Annotated in this window: 20 protein-coding genes; 14 read left to right on the forward strand and 6 right to left on the reverse strand. The window is 70.5% G+C overall.

The window, feature by feature from the left end; translation table 11 throughout:
* The first annotated feature begins 35 nt into the window (after nt 1-35).
* The 5 genes from N0B31_RS01000 (at nt 36) to N0B31_RS01020 (ending at nt 4,237) form a co-directional block, all read left to right on the forward strand.
* A complete protein-coding gene (locus N0B31_RS01000; RefSeq protein ID WP_260593875.1) occupies nt 36-545 on the forward strand; it encodes a universal stress protein in 510 nt (169 codons plus the stop codon).
* 103 nt (nt 546-648) lie between these two features.
* Nucleotides 649-1,776 carry a polymer-forming cytoskeletal protein gene (locus N0B31_RS01005; protein ID WP_260593877.1) on the forward strand — a complete coding sequence of 376 codons (1,128 nt, stop codon included), beginning with the start codon at nt 649-651 and terminating at the stop codon, nt 1,774-1,776.
* Between the two features lie 42 nt (nt 1,777-1,818).
* Nucleotides 1,819-2,610, forward strand: coding sequence for a sugar phosphate isomerase/epimerase family protein (locus N0B31_RS01010; protein ID WP_260593878.1), 792 nt, complete (start codon nt 1,819-1,821; stop codon nt 2,608-2,610).
* Nucleotides 2,611-2,636: 26 nt separating this feature from the next.
* A complete protein-coding gene (locus N0B31_RS01015; RefSeq protein ID WP_260593879.1) occupies nt 2,637-3,809 on the forward strand; it encodes a thiolase C-terminal domain-containing protein in 1,173 nt (390 codons plus the stop codon).
* Nucleotides 3,806-4,237, forward strand: coding sequence for a Zn-ribbon domain-containing OB-fold protein (locus N0B31_RS01020; RefSeq protein ID WP_260593881.1), 432 nt, complete (start codon nt 3,806-3,808; stop codon nt 4,235-4,237). Before N0B31_RS01015 ends, N0B31_RS01020 begins: the two co-directional genes overlap by 4 nt.
* A 25-nt stretch (nt 4,238-4,262) precedes the next feature.
* On the opposite strand, the gene N0B31_RS01025 is transcribed toward N0B31_RS01020, so the two are convergent.
* Nucleotides 4,263-4,619, reverse strand: coding sequence for a MoaD-like domain-containing protein (locus N0B31_RS01025; RefSeq protein WP_260593883.1), 357 nt, complete (start codon nt 4,617-4,619; stop codon nt 4,263-4,265).
* Nucleotides 4,620-4,772: 153 nt separating this feature from the next.
* Here N0B31_RS01025 and N0B31_RS01030 point away from each other — a divergent pair, with 153 nt between their 5' ends.
* On the forward strand, nt 4,773-5,954 hold the full coding sequence (locus N0B31_RS01030) for a redox-regulated ATPase YchF (RefSeq protein ID WP_260593884.1): 1,182 nt from the start codon (nt 4,773-4,775) through the stop codon (nt 5,952-5,954).
* Entirely contained in the window at nt 5,951-6,166 is a 216-nt protein-coding gene (locus tag N0B31_RS01035) for a hypothetical protein (RefSeq protein ID WP_260593886.1), read from the forward strand. Before N0B31_RS01030 ends, N0B31_RS01035 begins: the two co-directional genes overlap by 4 nt.
* 1 nt (nt 6,167) lies before the next feature.
* Here the strand turns inward: N0B31_RS01035 and N0B31_RS01040 are convergent, their stop codons facing one another.
* From N0B31_RS01040 to N0B31_RS01060, 4 genes are all read right to left on the reverse strand, one after another.
* Nucleotides 6,168-6,593, reverse strand: a complete 426-nt coding sequence (locus N0B31_RS01040) for a hypothetical protein (protein WP_260593888.1) — start codon at nt 6,591-6,593, stop codon at nt 6,168-6,170.
* 39 nt (nt 6,594-6,632) lie between these two features.
* Complete coding sequence (locus N0B31_RS01045) at nt 6,633-7,547, reverse strand: ornithine cyclodeaminase family protein (RefSeq protein WP_260593890.1); 915 nt, start codon at nt 7,545-7,547, stop codon at nt 6,633-6,635.
* Nucleotides 7,548-7,586: 39 nt separating this feature from the next.
* The gene (locus N0B31_RS01055) at nt 7,587-8,768 is read right to left on the reverse strand and encodes a lycopene cyclase domain-containing protein (RefSeq protein ID WP_368389210.1); all 1,182 of its coding nucleotides are present in this window, start codon (nt 8,766-8,768) and stop codon (nt 7,587-7,589) included.
* 68 nt (nt 8,769-8,836) lie between these two features.
* Nucleotides 8,837-9,958 carry a pyridoxal phosphate-dependent aminotransferase gene (locus tag N0B31_RS01060; protein WP_260593891.1) on the reverse strand — a complete coding sequence of 374 codons (1,122 nt, stop codon included), beginning with the start codon at nt 9,956-9,958 and terminating at the stop codon, nt 8,837-8,839.
* Nucleotides 9,959-10,054: 96 nt separating this feature from the next.
* On the opposite strand from N0B31_RS01060, the gene N0B31_RS01065 reads away from it, so the two are divergent.
* The 5 genes from N0B31_RS01065 (at nt 10,055) to N0B31_RS01085 (ending at nt 16,096) form a co-directional block, all read left to right on the forward strand.
* Entirely contained in the window at nt 10,055-10,864 is an 810-nt protein-coding gene (locus N0B31_RS01065; protein ID WP_260593893.1) for a DUF429 domain-containing protein, read from the forward strand.
* Between the two features lie 141 nt (nt 10,865-11,005).
* Nucleotides 11,006-11,881 carry an NmrA/HSCARG family protein gene (locus N0B31_RS01070; RefSeq protein ID WP_260593895.1) on the forward strand — a complete coding sequence of 292 codons (876 nt, stop codon included), beginning with the start codon at nt 11,006-11,008 and terminating at the stop codon, nt 11,879-11,881.
* 71 nt (nt 11,882-11,952) lie between these two features.
* Nucleotides 11,953-13,680 (forward strand): radical SAM protein, encoded by a 1,728-nt coding sequence (locus N0B31_RS01075; protein ID WP_260593897.1) that lies wholly within the window; start codon nt 11,953-11,955, stop codon nt 13,678-13,680.
* 199 nt (nt 13,681-13,879) lie between these two features.
* On the forward strand, nt 13,880-14,119 hold the full coding sequence (locus N0B31_RS01080) for a hypothetical protein (RefSeq protein WP_260593899.1): 240 nt from the start codon (nt 13,880-13,882) through the stop codon (nt 14,117-14,119).
* A gap of 171 nt (nt 14,120-14,290) precedes the next feature.
* Nucleotides 14,291-16,096, forward strand: a complete 1,806-nt coding sequence (locus N0B31_RS01085) for a flippase-like domain-containing protein (protein WP_260593901.1) — start codon at nt 14,291-14,293, stop codon at nt 16,094-16,096.
* Nucleotides 16,097-16,105: 9 nt separating this feature from the next.
* Here the strand turns inward: N0B31_RS01085 and N0B31_RS01090 are convergent, their stop codons facing one another.
* Entirely contained in the window at nt 16,106-16,639 is a 534-nt protein-coding gene (locus tag N0B31_RS01090) for a DUF84 family protein (protein ID WP_260593902.1), read from the reverse strand.
* A gap of 216 nt (nt 16,640-16,855) precedes the next feature.
* On the opposite strand from N0B31_RS01090, the gene N0B31_RS01095 reads away from it, so the two are divergent.
* Nucleotides 16,856-17,815, forward strand: a complete 960-nt coding sequence (locus tag N0B31_RS01095; RefSeq protein WP_260593904.1) for a transcription initiation factor IIB — start codon at nt 16,856-16,858, stop codon at nt 17,813-17,815.
* A 79-nt stretch (nt 17,816-17,894) separates the two neighbouring features.
* On the forward strand, nt 17,895-18,326 hold the full coding sequence (locus N0B31_RS01100) for a hypothetical protein (protein WP_260593906.1): 432 nt from the start codon (nt 17,895-17,897) through the stop codon (nt 18,324-18,326).
* The last annotated feature ends 32 nt before the right edge of the window (nt 18,327-18,358 follow it).

Below are 18,358 nucleotides of genomic sequence, written 5' to 3' on the forward strand. Positions count from 1 at the left end.
GAACTTGATTATCGACGGCTCGTAAACGCTGCACGATGACGTTCGTCGTCGCCTTCGACGGGAGTGAACTGGCCGAGGCGGCCCTCGTCAGGGCCGTGGAGTTCAACAAGGTGCTCGGAGATCGGGTGGTGGCGGTGACCATCATCCCGGACGGGAACCGTTCGTACGCACGGGAACGGGGCTGGCTCGACGCCGGCGAACCGTTCGACCGTGAGGACATCCTCGCCGGGGTCCACGAGCAGGTCAGTCGGCTCGCACCCGCCGCCGACTTCGTCCACCGTACGGTCGACGAGCACGCCACGGCCGGCACCATCGCCTCGCGGCTGCGGACCCTCGCGCTGGACGAGGAGGCGACCTTGGTCTTCGTCGGGAGCGAGAACGCCGGCCGCCTGGCGACGACGCTCAGCAGCGTCGGGAGCACCGTCGCTGCCGGCGACGCCTACGACGTCGTCATCGTCCGCCACCCGCGTCCCTCGGCGGTGGAAGCCGTGCGCGACCGCTCGCCCTTCCGCCGCGAGAAGTCGGAGTTCTTCCTGACGGAGTAGCGCCGGACCGGTTGAACCGTCCGAGGTTCCGACGCCCTGGCGTCTGCCGAACGTCAGACGCTGGGCTGACGCGGCGTGAGGGTTTAAGCAGGCGCCAGCGTCAATGCCTGCCGTGTCAGTCCGTTCCGACCCGCTGGACCGACTCGCCATCCCCGACGGGACGACCGTCGAGGAACACGATCTCGTCACGGACGGTGACGTGGTCGTCGGCGGGCAGAGCGCCGTCGAGTTCGGCGTCCGAGGGCGGAACGTGTTCGCCGGCGAGCGCGTGAACTTCGGCGGCGACATCGAGGCCAACGGCGACTGCCGCCTCGACATGTGGTGCGACGTGGACGGGAACGTCCTCGTCGGCGGCGACGCCTACCTCGGCGAGCGGGTCCACGTCGGCGGCCAGTTGATGGTGTCGGGTGACCTCGACATCGGCGACGACGTGGACATCGAGGAGGGGTTCGAGGCCAACGGCTGGATCGTCATCCGCAACCCGATGCCGGCCATCGTCTTCTTCTTCATGTACCTCACCCAGTTGCTGCGGATGGGCGAGGACGAGACGGCCGAGGAGATGGTCGACGAACTCCACGCCGCGCAGGAACGCGAACACGACCCCGTCGTCGTCCCGCGTGGCTCACGCGTGAGCGACGACGCGTGGCGCGTCTCCACGCCCGCGACCATCGGCGACGGCTGTCGGCTCCACGGCAACGTCCGGGCCAAGACGCTCGAGGTGGGCTCCGACAGCGAGATGTTCGGCTCCCTGCGCGCGAAGGGTGACCTCTCCGTCGGGCAGGCCACCGTCGTCCACGGTGACGTGACGACCCGCAACGGCCACGTCACCATCGCCGCCGACGCGCACGTCCGCGGCGACGTCTCCTGTGAGGACCTCACGCTCCACCACGACGCAGAGGTGGACGGGTCCATCCGCGCCCGCGGTGAGATGAGTATCGTCCGCGACGAGGCCCGGCCGTCCATCGGGGACGTGGAGAGCGAGGCGGGACTGGAAGGAGCGCCCCGTGACCAAGCGGAGACGGTCGAAGACGACCCGAGCGAGGAGACGGACCCGGCGCCCGAACCCCCCGAGACGGACTGGGACTCGCTCACGCCCGCGGTCCGGCGTGTCGAGGACGCGGCGGAGGACGCGGACACGGTTGCAGACGCCGACGAGGAGTACGACTCCATCGGCGACGACACGGCGATGGAGGAGACCCTCGGGGACGCCATCGCCGAGGCCGAGCGGTAGGCTGGCGCACACACTTTTGGTCGACGACGACCCCCACCGGGTATGACGATTCAACAGGGGTTCACCGTCGAGAACGGCGCCGACGAGGAGACCGCGTTCGCGTTCGCCGCCGAGCGGGGCTTCGACTTCCTCGAACTCAACATGGACCACCAGTTCGACCGGCGACGCGTCGACACCGAGGCGGTCCGTGACCTCGCGGCGACGTACGACCTCGACCTGCTGGTCCACCTCCCCTATCGCGTCGACGTCGGCACCCCGCTCGAACACGTCCGCGAGGGCTCGCTGCGCGAACTGGAGGCGAGCATCGACACGGCCGTCGAGCTCGGGGCCGAGACGGGCGTCTACCACGCCACGACGCAGGTGCGGGCATCGAAGTGGCCGCACGACCAGGTCCGGGACTGCCTCTACGAGTCCATCGACCGCCTGACCGAGTACGCCGACGAGCGGGGGTTCGAGGCCGTCGTCGAGAACGTGAAGTCGCCGTTCTTCGACGCCGGCGACCTCCCGGACCTGTTCGAGGAGACGGCCGCGACGGCGTGTCTCGACAGCGGCCACGCCCACGTCACCGGCCAGTACGGGAGCGAGCAGGCCGACCTCCTGCGCGAGTACGGCGACCGTATCTCGCACGTCCACCTGAACGAGACCCGGACCGCGAGCGGCGACGAACACCTCCCGGTCGGGCTGGGGAAGGTCGACTTCGAGGCCATCGCCGAGGGGATGGTCGAGACGGACTGGTCGGGTACCTGCACCCACGAGGTGTTCACGTTCGACAACGAACCACGGGCGTTCGGCAAGGAACGGTTCGACGAACTGCTCTCCACCGCCAAGAGTTAACACGGTTCGGCCGTGACCTCCGGAGGATGCCAGAGCCAGTCGTCGCCGCCGTCGGCAGTTCCACGCTCGGTCGGACCGACCTCCCCGGGCGCGACCTGTTCTCGGTGGCACTCGCAGAAGCGTTCGACGGCCTGCCGGACCCAGCAGACGTGTGTGAGGCACTCTACGTCGGCAACCAGTCCGAGCAGTACGAACACCAGATCATGTTGGGTACCCTGCTCGCGGAGTGGGCGGGGATGCGTGACGTGCCCGCCGAGCGGGTCGAGGGATGTGCGGCCGCGGGCGCACTCTCGTTCCGTCACGCGGTGAAGGACGTCCGCAACGGCGAGCACGAGGCGGTGCTGGCCTGCGGCGTCGAGAAGATGACCGCCGGGGGGACCGGTGGCGCGACGGACGCGCTCTCGGCGGCGTTCGACCGGGCGCTCGAACAGCGCTCGGGCGTGACCGCGCCGAGTCAGTACGCGATGCTGGCCCAGCGGTACCTCCATGAGACCGACGCCACGGAGCGTGATCTCGCCGAGATCGCGGTGAAGAACCACGGCAACGGGGCGCAGAACCCGCGGGCACAGTTCCAGGAGGAGATAGACGTCCAGACCGTGCTGGAGTCACCGCCGATCGCCCAGCCGCTGAAACTGTACGAGTGTGCGCCGGTGGGCGACGGCGCGGCGGTGGCGCTCGTGACGACGGCCGAGAAGGCCGCAGAACTCGGCGTCGACGCGGTCCGGGTCGCCGGCAGTGGCGCGGCGGCACACACCCTCTCGGTGGCCGAGCGCGACCTGACGGAGGTGCACGGCGCGCGTACCGCAACCCAGACGGCCTACGACGAGGCGGGTCTCGAGGCCGGGGACATCGACATCGCCGAGGTCCACGACGCGTTCACCGTCTGCGAGGCGCTGTTGGCGGAGGCCGCCGGGTTCGCACCGAAGGGTCGCGGCTACCAGAGCCCGCTCCCGCCCGAGGAGCGCGACGAGGGGTGGACGGACGTCGAACTCAGCACGAGCGGCGGCCTGAAGGCTCGCGGTCACCCCATCGGCGCGACGGGCGTGTTGCAGGCCGTCGAGGCCTACGAGCAGTTGACCGGCCGGGCGGGCGACCGGCAGGTCGAGGGGGCCGAACACGCCCTCCTGCTGAACGAGGGCGGCCTCGCCGACGCCGTGACGGTCGGACACGTCCTGACGACCGAGGGGGTGGCGCGATGACGGACCACGAACTGGACGCCGACAGCCCGCTCACGCTGCCGGGGTTCTTCGACGCGCTGGCGGACGGGGACCTGCTCGGTGGTGTCTGTGCGGACTGCGGGCAGGTCCTGATCCCGCCGCGGCCGGCCTGTTACGAGTGCGGGAGTCGCGCGGTCGACGTGGAGTCACAGCCGAACACGGGCCACGTCCACAGCTACACCGAGGTCCACACCGCGCCGCCGGCGTTCGAGGGCGACGCCCCGTACACGGTGGCCGTGGTGGAACTGGACTCCGGGGGGCGACTGCTGGGACGCGTCGACGCCGCCTACGAGGACGTGGCCATCGACGACCCGGTCGAACTGAGCGTGCGGGCACCGACCGAGGAGGAGCGGGCCGTCGCGCTCTCCTACGAGACGGAGTGGCCGATCCACGAGTTCGAGTTGCGTTGAGTCTCCGGGCGAAGCGGCCCCGGACTCACCCGGGGGCACGGAACGCCTTCAGGCGGAAGTGGAGGATGACGTCCTCGAGGACGGCCCGGTCGCCGACCCAGCTGATGGTCACCTCTGTGAGCCGGTAGGAGGGGCCGACCGGGACCTTCCGTGCCGTGAGGGTCGCCTCCCAGCCGTCACCCGTGACGGTGTGGGCGTCGCGCCGCGTGCCACCGAGGTGCGTCAGGTAGCCGATGGCCTGCTCGCGGCTCAGTCCGCGGAACCGGCGTGTCTCGTGGAGGGTACCGTCCGCCACGGTCCGTTCGACCGGCGGCAGTCCGGCGAGCGTGGCCCGCCGTGCGTCGAAGGCCGCCCCGCCGCCTTCGTGTTCGAGTCGCTCCATGGGTCGGTATCGGTCGGCCGAGACGATAGCCGTGTAGGTGGTTCTCACGGTGCTGGAAACACGGCCCACCTGTCCTGAGAAAAAGCGTCGCCGGGGACGTACACCGGGTCGAACGACCGAAACCCCCTTCCGGCCGTCTGCGGTACCCGTACCATGCTCTCTATCGCGCTGGCCGGCAAGCCCAACGCCGGCAAGTCGACCTTCTACAAGGCCGCGACGATGGCCGACGTGGACGTGGGGAACTACCCGTTCACCACCATCGACCCGAACCGCGGGGTGAGTCAGGCCCGCACCGAGTGTCCCTGTCTCGACCGCGAGGAACGGTGTGGCGACGAGCACTGCCACGACGGCAAGCGCTACGTCCCGGTCGAGCTCATCGACGTGGCCGGTCTCGTCCCCGGCGCCCACGAGGGGCGTGGACTGGGCAACCAGTTCCTCGACGCGCTGACGAACGCCGACGTCATCCTGAACGTCGTGGACGCCTCCGGGGGGACGAACGCGGAGGGCGAACCGGTCGAACTCGGCTCGTACGACCCGGTACAGGACGTGGACTTCGTCGAGGAGGAGATGGACCTCTGGCTGGCGAGCATCGTCGAGCGCAACTGGGAGAGTATCGGCCGCAAATCGAGGTCGCCGGAGTTCGACCTCGACGACGCGCTCGTGGACATGCTCACGGGGGTGGGGGCGACGGAGTACGACGTGGCGCTCGTCCTGCGCTCGATGGAGTACCCGGAGGACCCGTTCCAGTGGACAGACGAGCACAAGGAGGAGCTCGCGCGGAAGATCCGCCAGCAGACGAAACCCATCGTCGTCGTCGCGAACAAGGCCGACGTGGCGCCGGCGGAGAACCTCGCGCGACTGCGCGAGGCGGCCGACATCGTCGTCCCCTGCACGGCGGAGGGTGAACTCGCGCTCCGGCAGGCCGCGAACGCCGGCCTCGTCGACTACGACCCCGGCGACGAGACGTTCGAGGTGACGGGCGACCTCAGCGACGCGCAGGCGAAGGGACTCGAACAGGTCCGCGGGGTGATGGACGAGTTCGGCGGGACGGGCGTGCAGACGGCGCTGAACACGGCCGTCTACGACCTGCTCGACCACGTCACCGCCTACCCGGTCCAGAACGAGGGGAGGTGGACCGACGGGGACGGGAACGTCCTGCCCGACGCCTTCCTGCTCCCGAGCGGGTCGACGCCGAAGGACCTCGCGTACGCCGTCCACTCGGACATCGGCGACGGCTACCTCCACGCGGTCGACGCGAAGGCCGGCCGGCGCGTGGGTGAGGACCACGAACTCGAGGAGGGCGACGTGGTGAAGATCGTCTCGACGGCGAGATGAGCGGCGAGGAGGGGAGCGAGGGGGCCGACGCCGGCCGCGACCAGCGCGTCCGCCTCACGGTCGGCGGGTTCGTCGTGGCGGCGCTCCTCGGGCTCGTGCTCGAGGCGACGCTCCTCCCGCCCGAGCAACTACCCTTCGGCGTCCAGAGCCTCTTCATCGCGGTCGGCGCGGCCGCGGGGATGTGGCTCGTGGCGGGCGAACTGGAACGCTGAGTCAGCGCCCACCTCGGCCGGCTTCGAAGCTCTGGCGGGCGTGGCCGAACGGCACGGCCAGTCCCCCGGCGAGGAGGCCGACGAACGGCGCGAGCAGGAGGACGCCGCCGGCCGCTGCGGGGTTCGCCCCAACCAGGCCGGTGAAGGCTCCGAGGACGGCTCCGGCGACGGCACCGGCAGTCCCACTCACGAACCCCGTTCCGAGTTCCGCGTCGTAGACACGGTTGGTGAGGCCCGCGACTGGTCCCGCGACGAGGGCCGCGAACGCCGGGCCGATGAGAGTCAGGGCGGCCACCCCCACCGCGACCACCGCGCCGAAACCGGCCGCAAGCAGGTCGAGCCGGGCCGTCGTGAGCGGTCCTTCCCTCCCGCCCGACCAGATGCGACGACCGACCGGCTCGTCGTTCGGGACGTTATCGGACTTCACGGCTGGACGTGTCGGCGGTCCTGTATGAGTCTTCGGGCGCTACCCGCCGAGCAGTCGGTCGGCCAGCACCACCTCGGTCCCCGCCAGCCCCACCGAGCAGAACAGCGTGACGTCGGCCGGGTCGCGTCCGAGCTCCGCCGACACCACGTCACCCAGTTCCACGAACCGCTCGGGCGCGAGGAAGGACGGGTCGCGGTAGTCCGCGTAGCCGTCGACCTGTGCGAGCGAGTCGGTGACGACGGCACTGGCACGGTCCGCGAGCGCGAGCGGCACCTCGTGAGCGCCCTCGAACTTCGGCCCGAGGGTGCAGACGTGGGTCCCGTCGCGCACCCAGTCCGGCTCGAAGACGGGCGACCGAGCGTCGGTGGCGACGTAGAGCACGTCCGACTCGCGGACTACCGGTTCGGCCGACTCGTGGGCCTCGACGGGGACGCCGAGTTTCGCGGCCATCCGCTCGGCGAACGTCTCTCTGTGCTCACGGGTCGGCGAGAACACCCGCGCCGAGTCGAACTCGCGGACCGCACAGGCGACGCGCGCGCCCATCCGGGCCTGCGGGCCGGTGCCGAGCACGCCCAGTACGGAGGCGTCGTCCCGCGCGAGGTGGTCGATGGCCACGCCGTTGAGGCCTGCCGTGCGGGCGACACCGAGGCGGTGGCCCTCGACGAGTCCGCGGAAGCGGCCGTTCTGGCCGTCCCAGACCGCGGTGAGCTGGGTGTGCCCCTCGCCGCTCCCGAGGGTCTCGTAGACGCGGAAGCCGATGGCCTCGGGGGTGGCCCCGCAGGTGAACACGAGGTCGCCCGGTGGCTCGTTCCCGCCAGCACCGACCGCCTCCACCGACCAGCGCGGTGGTGCCCGGAGTTCGCCAGTGGCGTGGAGCCTGACCGCCCGTTCCATCGCGCCGACGACCTCGCTCGGCTCGAGGGCGGCCACGTCGTCGTCCGTGAGCAGTCGCATGGTGGGGAGTCGGCGGCGGCCGACAAAACTCCGGGCGTCCTACTCGCCTTCGCGGTCGACCTCGCGGTCCGCCCGCCGCAGGTTCTCGTGGACCCCGACGACGAACGCCGGGACGACGAGCATGAAGAGGTGCTCCTCCAGCGGGATGCCGAGGAGTTCGATGCCGGTGCGGAGCGGGATGGAGAACACGCCGACCTCGAGCGTGTACCAGTCCCAGAGGTACGCGACGGGATAGAGCACGGCGACGGTCCGGGCGGCAGACCACCACGCCCGCGCCCGGTGGAGGAGGAGCGCCGCGGCGGTGCCGAACCCCACCTCCGTGACGAGGTAGGTGTACGGGCCGAACACGCCGATGTCGGGGAGCGACAGGCCCGCGAGCGGCTGGAACCAGACCGCCACGAGGAGGACGGCGAGGAAGACGTAGGCACCCCGGACCAGCAACATCGTCGCGAGTCGAGGCGGGGCGCGGTAGGCGACGGCGGCGACGAGGCCGAACGCCACGGACGCGAGCGGCGCACTCGGCGGGAGCACTCCCTCGACGGCCATCGCGAGGACGGCGAACATCCCGACGCCCATCAGGAGGTAGGCGAACGAGCGGGCCCGGGCGGGTCCGAGGACGACGGCGACGGTCCGCTTCTCGATGGAGCGGTCGTACTCGTAGTCCTTCGAGTCGTCGATGACCTTCACGCCGGCGAGCGCGAGCAGGAACACGCCGGCGAGCGCGAGGACGAGCGGCGAGAGCGACCCCGCCTGCACGTAGTAGCCCCCGAGGAGCGCCAGCGCGATGCCGGCCGGGTAGCCGACCGTGGCCGTGACCGGGTTGGTGTCGAGCTGCGGAGCGTGGAGGTAGCCGATCAGCCACCCCGGCGCGACCAGCACCGCGGCGAAGGGGTCCGTCAGGGCGACGATGGCGGCGAGGACGACGACGAACCCGAACGTCGACCCGGCGAGTGCGAGGCGACAGCCACGGGCGGTCATCGGGTGGTCGTCGTCCTCGCCGCGGCGGTGGAAGTCGACGTAGCCGTCCTTGACGTGGGCGGTGTAGAGCCCGAAGAACACCGCGAGGAGGTGGCAGACCAGCAGGGTGGTGTCGAGCGACCCCGCCAGCACCGCGCCGAACGCGGAGGTCGCCAGCGGCGGCAACATGAACACCGGGTGGACCTGCGAGGCGAGCGCCCGGGTGCCGACCGCCAGACCGGGTCCCTCGCGTGCGATTGCCATGCACGAGGATGTGTCTCCAGCGACATAAACCGTACCCGGCCCGGGTCTCCCCGCCGCCACGAACCGTCCTACTGCAGGGCGTTCGTCGCGCCGCGCATCGCCTCCAGCGCCTCCTTCAGCGTCTCCACGTCGACGGCGTAGGAGATGCGGGCGTGGCCGGCCCCGTTCGCGCCGAACGCGTCGCCCGGCACCACCACCACACCGCGGTCGATGACCTCGTCCACCCACCCGTCCGGCACGCGGGGCATCGCGTAGAACGCCCCCTTCGGCGTCGGCACGTCGAGTCCCATGTCGGTGAGGCCGTCGAGCAACACGTCCCGGCGCTCGGCGAACGCGCCGACCATCTCGTCGACGACGTCCTGCGGTCCGGAGAGCGCGGCCTCCGCGGCGAACTGGGAGGGTGCGGCGGCACACGCCTGCGCGTACTGGTGGACCCGGAGCATCCGCTCGATGCGGCGGTTCGAGGCGGCGACCCACCCGAGTCGCCACCCGGTCATCGAGTAGGTCTTCGAGCAGGCGTTGACGACGACGACGTTGTCAGTCTCGGCGAACTGCATCGGCGAGTGGTGCGCCCCCTCGAAGACGATGCGCTCGTACACCTCGTCGGAGAGACAGACCACGTCGTGCTCGTCGGCGATGCGGGCGAACTCGCGCATGTCGTCCTCGGACTGGACCGCCCCGGTCGGGTTCGCGGGCGAGCAGACGACGAACATCGCGGTGTCGTCGGTGATGGCCGCCTCGACGTCGGCGGGGTCCATCGTCAGGTCCTCGCGAAGGTCGACGGGGACGGGCGTCCCGCCAGCGAGGTGCGTCAGCGCCTCGTAGGAGACGAACCCGGGGTCCGGGATGAGCACCTCCTGTCCCGCGTCGACGTGGGCCTCGATGGCGACGTGGAGCGCCTCACTCCCGCCCGCCGTGGCGATGAGGTGCGCCGGGTCCACGTCGTAGCCGTTGTCGCGGGCCGTCTTCTCGGCGATGGCCTCTCGCAACTCGATGGTCCCCTTGTTCGACGTGTAGGCGTCCGTCGCGCCCGACTCGATGGCCTCGACGGCGGCGGTCCGGGCGTGTTCGGGCGTCGGGAAGTCCGGCTGGCCGAGCCCGAGGTTGATGGCGTCCTCGCCGGCGGCCTCGAACACCTTCCGGATGCCAGAGATGGAGACCTGTTCGACGCGACTGGAGAATCCGGTCATGTCCCCGACTCCGGCGGGGGCGCCGATAACTGTTCAGGGTCACGCCCCGCCTGCCGCCGCCGGTAGGATTTCACACCCACCGCCCGAACCCCGACCGTGCAGGTCACCGGCGTCGACTTCAGTGGCTCCGCGGAACCGGGCGAGGACGTGTGGCTCACGACCGGCGAGTGGGACGGCCAGCGGCTACGGGTGACCGACGCCCGACCCGCGAGCGAGGCGTTCGACGCGAGCGGCCGTAGGGCCGTCCTCGCTGGCCTCCGCGCGTTCGTCCGTGAGGGGGACGTGACGGGACTGGACTTCTCGTTCGGGCTCCCCCGACCGGTCCTCCCCGAGTCGGTCGATTCGTGGGCCGCGAGCCTCGGGTGGGTCCGCGAGCGCGAGTACGCGGACGCGCTGGCCGCACAGGCCGACTGGAAGGACCGGGCCCGCGCGAGTGACGCCGACGGCGTGGAACTCAAGCGGGCCACCGACCGCCCCGTGGGGGCCTCCTCGCCGTACTCGTTCATCACGCGCTACCAGACGTTCCACGGGATGCGGGACGTGCTGGGGCCGCTCGTGAGGGACGGGGCGGTGTCGGTCCAGCCGATGGTCGACCGGGACGCCGACGCGACGCTCTGCGAGATATACCCCGCGGGCACCCTCCGCGACCTCGGCCTCCCGGACACGAAGTACAAGGACGACGCGAACTACCCCGACGGCCCCGAGAGGCGCGAGCGGATTCTCGACGGCCTCGTGGCGTGTGGCGTCGAGGTGCCCGACCCGATTCGAGAGCGACTGCTCGGGGACCCGGAGGGGGACGCGCTCGACAGTCTGGTGGCGACGGTGGCGACGGCGTGGGCCGTGGACAGCGGGTTCGCTGTCGAGGAGGACCGCTACGACCCGGTTGAAGGGTACATCTACGTCTGAGTCCGCCGGTCCCGGCCGGTGGCGTGTTCCCCTCGGCGTGTCGGCGGGTGTCCGTTCACACGTGCGACGGCGAACGTGCCGCAGTTAGCATGTGTCGTCGAGTGCTTATGCCGTCAGCCAGCCATCGGAGCGTGTAGAGTCATGAAGGTACTCGTAGCCGGTGCGACCGGTACACAGGGTGGTAGCGTCGTCGAACACCTCCTCTCGGGAGCGTACGGCGACTACGACGTCTACGGACTGACCCGTGACGCCGACAGCGACGCGGCCCGCGCACTCGAGTCGCGCGGCGTGACTGTCCTCGAAGGAGACCTCACCGACGCGGCGCGGATGCGCGAGTGCTGTGAAGGGATGGACGCCGTCTTCTGCGTGACGACGTTCTTCGAGGCGGGCACAGACGCCGAGACGGCGCAGGGAATCACCCTCGTCGAGGCCGCGAAGGAAGCCGGTGTCGAGCGGTTCGTCTACTCCTCGGTCGGGAGCGCGGACGCGGCACCGTTGGCACACTTCGCGTCGAAGGCTCGCGTGGAGGAACGGATCGAGGAACTGGGGTTCGACTACACCGTCGTCCGGCCGGTGTACTTCATGCAGAACCTCGCGTCCTTCCAGGCCGAGGAGATCGCCGACGGGACGGTGACGATCCCCATGTCGCCCGACACGCCGCTCGCGCTCCTCGACGCGACGGACATCGGCAAGACCGTCGCGATGGCGCTCGCCGACCCCGAGCGGTTCGTCGGCACGACGGTCGAACTCGCCGGCGACAACCGAACCCCAGCGGAGATCGCGGCCGCCCTCTCGGACGTCGTCGGCCACGACGTTGCGCACGTCCGCCCGGACATCGACGACTACCGGGCGATGGCCGGCGACGAGATGGCCGACATGTACGCCTGGTTCGAGGAGGGTGGCTACGGGGCGAACCCGATGGCCGACGCGGAGACCTACGGCATCGAACCGAACGACTTCGAGACGTTCCTCTCCGAGAGCGAGGCGTTCCGGTCGTCCCGGCCCGTCGCCAGCTGAGACCGGACCCGCCGCGGTGACACCCACCGCACAACCGCACCCTTTTGCGCGTCGGCCCGCTTCTCCAACCAATGACTGACCCCGCGAACCTCTCGGTCACCGTCGTCGACGGCTACGTCGACGAACCGGCGCACTTCGGGGTCCCGCCGTACATCTCCACCTACCCGCGCTACACCGCGGGGGCCATCGTCGACGCGGGCGTCCCCGAGGAACAGGTCCGGTACCTGACCATCGACGCGTTGCGCGAGGACCGGAACCTGTGGCGCCACGTCGACGAGGCCGACCTGATGGTCTACGTCGGCGGGATGACCGTCCCCGGCAAGTACGTCGGTGGCACGCCCGCCGAACCCGACGAGGTGAAGGAACTCGCGTGGACCGCGAACGGGACGACGCTGCTGGGGGGTCCCATCCGGTTCGGCGTCGGCGAGCAGAACGAGGGCGCGAGCGACATGGAGCGAAAGGACCTCGACTACGACTTCGTCGCCAAGGGCGACGTCGAGGCCGCCGCCTACGACCTCGTCCACGGGGGCATGGAGGGGTTCGGCGACCGCGTCCGCTCGAACGAGGAGATCGACCGCTGGGGCGCGAAGGGGGCGTTCGTCGTCGAACAGCACCCGAACCACCCCGAGTACCTCATCGCGGAGATGGAGACCTCGCGGGGGTGTGCCTACCGGTGTTCGTTCTGTACGGAACCGCTGTACGGGAACCCCGCGTTCCGCACGGCCGACTCGGTCGTCAAGGAGGTGGAGCACCTCTACGACCGCGGCCTGCGACACTTCCGCCTCGGCCGGCAGGCCGACATCCTCGCGTTCGGTGGGGACGGCGAGGCGCCGAACCCCGAGGCGCTGCGCGACCTGTACGGCGGTATCCGCGAGGTGGCCCCCGACCTCGGGACGCTCCACCTCGACAACATGAACCCGGTCACGATAACGGAGTACCCCGAGGAGTCACGGGAGGGCATCCGCATCATCGCGGAACACAACACGCCCGGCGACACCGCCGCGTTCGGGCTGGAGTCGGCCGACCCCGTCGTCCAGGAACAGAACAACCTCCTCGTCACGGCCGAGGAGTGTCTGGAGGCGGTCCGCATCGTCAACGAGGAGGCCGGGTGGCGACCGGGCGAGGACCCCGGGAGCGGGCCGACGTTCGGTGACGACGCGGCGCCACGGCTCCCGAAGCTCCTGCCCGGCATCAACCTCGTCCACGGGCTCGCGGGCGAGCGACCCGAGACCTACGAGCACAACAAGCGGTTCCTCCAGTCGGTGCTGGACGAGGGGCTGATGCTCCGTCGGGTGAACATCCGGCAGGTGATGGCGTTCGCGGGCACGGAGATGGCCGAGACGGGCGCGGACGTCGCGAAGTCCCACAAGGAGCAGTTCAAGCCGTACAAGCGGGAGGTGCGTGAGACCATCGACAACCCGATGCTGCAGCGGGTGGTCCCACCCGGGACGGTCCTCCCGGACGTCCACCTCGAGTACCACCAGGACGGCAAGACGTTCGGCCGGCAACTGGGGACCTACCCGCTGCTCGTCGGGATTCCGGAGGAACGCGAACTCGGACGGGCCATCGACGTGGCCGTGACGGGCCACGGCTACCGCTCGGTGACCGGGGTCCCCCATCCCCTCGACGCGAACGAGGCGACAATGAAGGAACTACAGGCCATCCCCGGTATCGGCCGGCAGCGGGCGGGCGACATCGTGGTCGGGCGACCGTACGTCTCCCCGGCGGAGGTGCCGGGGGCCGCGGAGTTCTCGCTGGAGCGGTTCCTCTCGGTTCGACCCGCGGGGCGGGCCGACTGAGCGACTGCCCCGGCGGGGAAGTGATTTCCCGTCGACACGTTCGGTCCTCACTGGTGCCAGCTCGGGGCGGTATTATCACGTCCGGTAACGTCATTCGCTCGATTTCGCGCCCCTGAGCGTTTGTCGAAGCAGGCGTTATCACGAACGGAAGGCGCGCGAGCGTGGTATATATACCGCCGCGAAAGCGGTGGTGAGGACGATGCAGGCGAACGGGGTGGACGAACCGACGGTGCTGGTGGTCGACGACGGCCCGGGCGTGGCGGACACGTCCGCGCGCCGTCTCGAGGACGAGTACCGGGTCGGCGTGACCTATAGCGGCGAGGACGCGCTCGACTACCTGCGTGCGTTCCCCGTCGACGTCGTGGTGCTCGAACGACGGGCGGCCGACTACCGCGCCTCCGACGATGGGGTCGTCGGGTCCTCAGCAGCCCACGAATAGCCATCCGAACGAGTCGCCGATTCCTTCCGCGCCTTCCTCCGACCGGTCTCGAGGGACCGACCTCGGAGTGAACGGCACTCTCACACCGTCAGCGTGTCGAGACACTCCGCCGGCGACCACTGAAGTAGGGGGAAGGGAAGACACTTACTGGGCGACGACCACCCCTCGCCAATGAGCGTCGAGGTGAGTGTCGTCCTCCCGGCCTACAACGAGGAGCGGACCATCGAGTCGACGGTCGGGACGACCCTCGAGACGCTGGCCGAGTTCCTCCCCGAGGGCTCGTACGAGGTCATCGTCGCCGAGGACGGCTGTGCGGACCGTACGCCCGAGATCGCCGACCGGCTCGCCGCCGAGGACGACCGGGTGCGGCACGTCCACAGCGACGAGCGACTGGGCCGCGGGGGGGCCCTCGAACGCGCGTTCGAGGCCGCACGTGGCGAGACGCTGGTCTACTTCGACACGGACCTCGCGACGGACATGCGACACCTCGAGGAGCTGGTCGAGTCCATCCGCTCGGGCGAGTACGACGTGGCAACCGGGTCGCGCTGGATGCCCGAGAACGTCGCCGACCGGCCGGCCAAGCGCGGTATCCCCTCTCGCGGGTTCAACACGATGACCCGCCTGTTCCTCTCCTCCGAGCTGCGCGACCACCAGTGTGGGTTCAAGGCGTTCGACCGCGAGGCGCTGTTCCACATCCTCCCGGACGTGCAGGACGACCACTGGTTCTGGGACACGGAGGTGCTCGTGCGCGCCCAGCGCGAGGGCTACCGGGTCAAGGAGTTCGCCGTCGACTGGGAGCCCAGGGGCGACACCAAGGTCGACCTCGTCCGCGACGTGCTGGGGATGGGGAGCCAGATACTCAGGACGTGGTGGGAGTTCTCCGTCCAGCCGCGCATCACCCGCCGGGTGACGCTCGCCGGTGGCACCCTCCTCGTCCTCGTCGCGCTGGCGCTGATGACCGTCTACCTCGACCCGACGGCCGTCCTCGAGGCGCTCGAAGGGGCCGACCCCACGCTCGTCGGCGTCGCCGCGCTGGTCTACCTCCTCTCGTGGCCGGTGCGTGGCGCCCGGTACCGCGACATCCTCGCCGAACTGGGCCACCGGGGGACCGTCGGCTTCCTCACGGGCGCCATCTTCATCTCGCAGACCGGGAACCTCGTGTTCCCCGCCAGAGCGGGTGACGCGGTCCGTGCCTACGTCGTGAAGGCCCGACGGTCGGTCCCCTACCCCTCGGGGTTCGCGTCGCTCGCCGTCGAGCGGGTGTTCGACCTCCTGACCATCACGGCGCTCGGGGGCGCGACGCTCGTGGTGCTCTCGCTCTCGGGGTACGACTTCGGCGGCCTGCAGGCGCTCCCGCCGGAGTACCGACAGAGCGGCCGGACCGCGCTGCAGGTGTCGGCGCTCGTCGCCGGCGTGGCCGTCACCGGCCTCGTGGCGCTCGTCCTGAGCGCCCGGACGGGCGACGGGACCCGCGTCCGTCGTCTCGTCGGACGGCTCTCCGACGACTCCTACGCAGACTACGTCGCCAGCGTCATCGAGCGGTTCGTCGGCGACATGCAGGCGGTGGCGAGCGACCGGCGAGCGTTCGCCCGCGTCGGCGCCACCAGCCTCGCGGTCTGGACGCTGGACGTGATAACGGCGGCCGTCGTCTTCGCCGCGTTCGACGTGGGCCTCGCCCCGCTCGCCCTGCTCGGCATCTCCTTCTTCGCCGTCTCGGTCGGGAACCTCGCGAAGGTGCTCCCGCTCTCGCCGGGCGGTATCGGCCTCTACGAGGGCGCGTTCACCCTCCTCGTCGTCGCGCTGACCGGCATCGCGTGGCCCGTCGCGCTGGCCGCGGCCATCGTCGACCACGCGGTGAAGAACCTCGTCACCGTCGTGGGTGGCGTCGCGTCGACGCTGGCGCTGAACGTCTCGCTGACGACGGCCGTGGAGGAAGCGAGTGAGGCGGAGGAGGACGTGGTGCGGAGCGACGACTGAGGTCCCGCGTCACCGGTAGTGGTCGGTCACGAACGGCCCGAGCGCCCCCGCCACGGCGTGGGCCAGCGCCGAGGTCCGGTCGCTCGCACCGCCGGTGAACACCCCCGCCGCACCCTCGCCGTGCTTGATGCCCGCCGTGCCGAGATACTCGTCGAGGACGGGGCCGAGTTCGCCGCCCTCCCGGACGGGGTCGGCGACGACGTCGGGGAGGACGAGCGACGGGCCGGTGCCGTACCCCCAGCGGTCCCCGTCGGTGACGGCGGCCCACATGACGAGCCACAGTCGGCCGTCGGTGCCCTCGAACGCCCCCTCGAGCGTCGCTACCCCGCCCTCGAGGCCGACGCCGTGAGTCGCGGCCGTGTCGCTCGCGTCGAGGGCCCGACGGGCGCGATTCTCGGCACCCGCTCGGCAGGCTGCGTGCCCCCGTGGCTGGTCGCTCACGCCCGAGTCGACGCCGAACGCCAGCACCGTTGCATCCTCCGGCGCGGCCCGTTCCGTCGCCCGGCGCTTCACCGGGTTCTCGCTGCCGACGACCAGTTCCATGCCCCGACGACTCGCGCCGTGGGATTGTCGGTTGCCCTCTGGCCGCGTATTTAAATATCGCCGTTGGTCGGCTCTCCACGGCCAGTACGGGCCGTCTGGCGCTGTCTCCTCTGAGCCTACCAATACGCTCAAATACGCACTCCGAGTAGTTAGAGTAGCGAACAGACGTCGGGCGCTCGGGGGGGGGGGCTCGCTCGGCGACATCCGCCTTCACCGATGAGCGAGAACGTACGCGAACGAGAGACCGAGCGAGAACAGGAACGGGACGACGAGCGCGTGGGGTGTCCCGAGTGTGGCGGCGACGTGGTGGCCGACGCAGAGCACGGTGAGACCGTGTGTCAGGACTGTGGCCTGGTGATCGAGGAGGACACCGTCGACCGCGGCCCGGAGTGGCGCGCGTTCGACGCCGGCGAGCGCGACCGGAAATCGCGGGTCGGCGCCCCGACGACGAACATGATGCACGACAAGGGGCTGTCGACGAACATCGACTGGCGCGACAAGGACGCCTACGGCAACTCGCTGGGCTCCAGACAGCGCCAGAAGATGCAGCGGCTCCGCAAGTGGAACGAGCGGTTCCGCACCCGCGACTCGCGCGAGCGCAACCTCAAGCAGGCGCTCGGCGAGATCGACCGGATGGCCTCGGCGCTGGGGCTGCCCAAGAGCGTCCGCGAGACGGCCAGCGTCATCTACCGCCGCGCCCTGACCGAGAACCTCCTGCCGGGGCGCTCCATCGAGGGCGTGGCCACGAGCGCCGTCTACGCCGCCGCCCGACAGGCCGGCGTCCCCCGCTCGCTCGACGAGGTGGCGGGCGTCTCCCGTGTCGAGAAGAGCGAGATAGCCCGGACCTACCGGTACGTCGTCCGCGAACTCGGTCTCGAGGTCGCGCCCGCCGACCCCGAGAGCTACGTCCCGCGGTTCGTCTCCGAACTCGGCCTGAGCGAGGAGGTGGACATCCGCGCCCGACAGTTGCTCGTGAACGCGAAGAAACAGGGCGTCCACAGCGGGAAGTCGCCGGTCGGACTGGCCGCGGCCGCGGTGTACGCCGCCGCGCTGCTGACGAACGAGCGGACCACCCAGTCGGCCGTGAGCGAGGTGGCCGACATCAGCGAGGTGACCATCCGGAACCGGTACCACGAGCTGCTGGAGGCCGAGCAGAACGCGAAAGGCGCGGCCTGAACACCCTCCCCTCCGCGCTGTTCTCGCCGCGTGACAACCACCTCTCCTCGTTAAGCCCCGTTCCGACCGACCAGTAGCCATGACGACACGACTCGAACGGTACGGCACCGGGGGCGGTATCGCGTTCGGTGCGGGTGTCGGTGGCACGGCGGGTGCGCTCGCCGGCGTCGGGAGCGACTTCGGCGTGGTCGTCGCGTTCGGCGTCGTCGGTGGTCTCGTCACCGGTGGGCTCGTCGGCCGGTTCGCCGACGAGCGACGCGAGCGCGAGGACTGGGCGAGGACGACGCTCACCTACGCCGTCGGCGTCGGCATCGTCGGCGGCGTGCTCCTCGGCACGCTCACGGGGTGGATGGTCGGCGGGTCACTCCCCGTCGGTGCCGCCGTGGGTGGGGCCGCCGGCGTCGTCCTCGGCCTGATGCTCGGGACCAGCCTCGTCGCCGTCGCCCGGCGTGAGGAACCTCCGGGCGACGACGCGACCACCCCGCCCGAGGGGCCGACCGGCAGCACGTAATCCGTCCCCTGCCACCGGACCGCACGCGGGCA

It is taken from the genome of Salinirubellus salinus (genome assembly GCF_025231485.1).
GTDB lineage: Archaea > Halobacteriota > Halobacteria > Halobacteriales > Haloarculaceae > Salinirubellus > Salinirubellus salinus.

Coding starts and splice junctions, on each gene's coding strand:
- N0B31_RS01000 (WP_260593875.1), top strand. CDS start 36: ATGACGTTCGTCGTCGCCTTCGACGGGAGTGAACTGGCCGAGGCGGCC.
- N0B31_RS01005 (WP_260593877.1), top strand. CDS start 649: ATGCCTGCCGTGTCAGTCCGTTCCGACCCGCTGGACCGACTCGCCATC.
- N0B31_RS01010 (WP_260593878.1), top strand. CDS start 1,819: ATGACGATTCAACAGGGGTTCACCGTCGAGAACGGCGCCGACGAGGAG.
- N0B31_RS01015 (WP_260593879.1), top strand. CDS start 2,637: ATGCCAGAGCCAGTCGTCGCCGCCGTCGGCAGTTCCACGCTCGGTCGG.
- N0B31_RS01020 (WP_260593881.1), top strand. CDS start 3,806: ATGACGGACCACGAACTGGACGCCGACAGCCCGCTCACGCTGCCGGGG.
- N0B31_RS01025 (WP_260593883.1), bottom strand. CDS start 4,619: ATGGAGCGACTCGAACACGAAGGCGGCGGGGCGGCCTTCGACGCACGG.
- N0B31_RS01030 (WP_260593884.1), top strand. CDS start 4,773: ATGCTCTCTATCGCGCTGGCCGGCAAGCCCAACGCCGGCAAGTCGACC.
- N0B31_RS01035 (WP_260593886.1), top strand. CDS start 5,951: ATGAGCGGCGAGGAGGGGAGCGAGGGGGCCGACGCCGGCCGCGACCAG.
- N0B31_RS01045 (WP_260593890.1), bottom strand. CDS start 7,547: ATGCGACTGCTCACGGACGACGACGTGGCCGCCCTCGAGCCGAGCGAG.
- N0B31_RS01055 (WP_368389210.1), bottom strand. CDS start 8,768: ATGGCAATCGCACGCGAGGGACCCGGTCTGGCGGTCGGCACCCGGGCG.
- N0B31_RS01060 (WP_260593891.1), bottom strand. CDS start 9,958: ATGACCGGATTCTCCAGTCGCGTCGAACAGGTCTCCATCTCTGGCATC.
- N0B31_RS01070 (WP_260593895.1), top strand. CDS start 11,006: ATGAAGGTACTCGTAGCCGGTGCGACCGGTACACAGGGTGGTAGCGTC.
- N0B31_RS01075 (WP_260593897.1), top strand. CDS start 11,953: ATGACTGACCCCGCGAACCTCTCGGTCACCGTCGTCGACGGCTACGTC.
- N0B31_RS01080 (WP_260593899.1), top strand. CDS start 13,880: ATGCAGGCGAACGGGGTGGACGAACCGACGGTGCTGGTGGTCGACGAC.
- N0B31_RS01085 (WP_260593901.1), top strand. CDS start 14,291: ATGAGCGTCGAGGTGAGTGTCGTCCTCCCGGCCTACAACGAGGAGCGG.
- N0B31_RS01090 (WP_260593902.1), bottom strand. CDS start 16,639: ATGGAACTGGTCGTCGGCAGCGAGAACCCGGTGAAGCGCCGGGCGACG.
- N0B31_RS01095 (WP_260593904.1), top strand. CDS start 16,856: ATGAGCGAGAACGTACGCGAACGAGAGACCGAGCGAGAACAGGAACGG.
- N0B31_RS01100 (WP_260593906.1), top strand. CDS start 17,895: ATGACGACACGACTCGAACGGTACGGCACCGGGGGCGGTATCGCGTTC.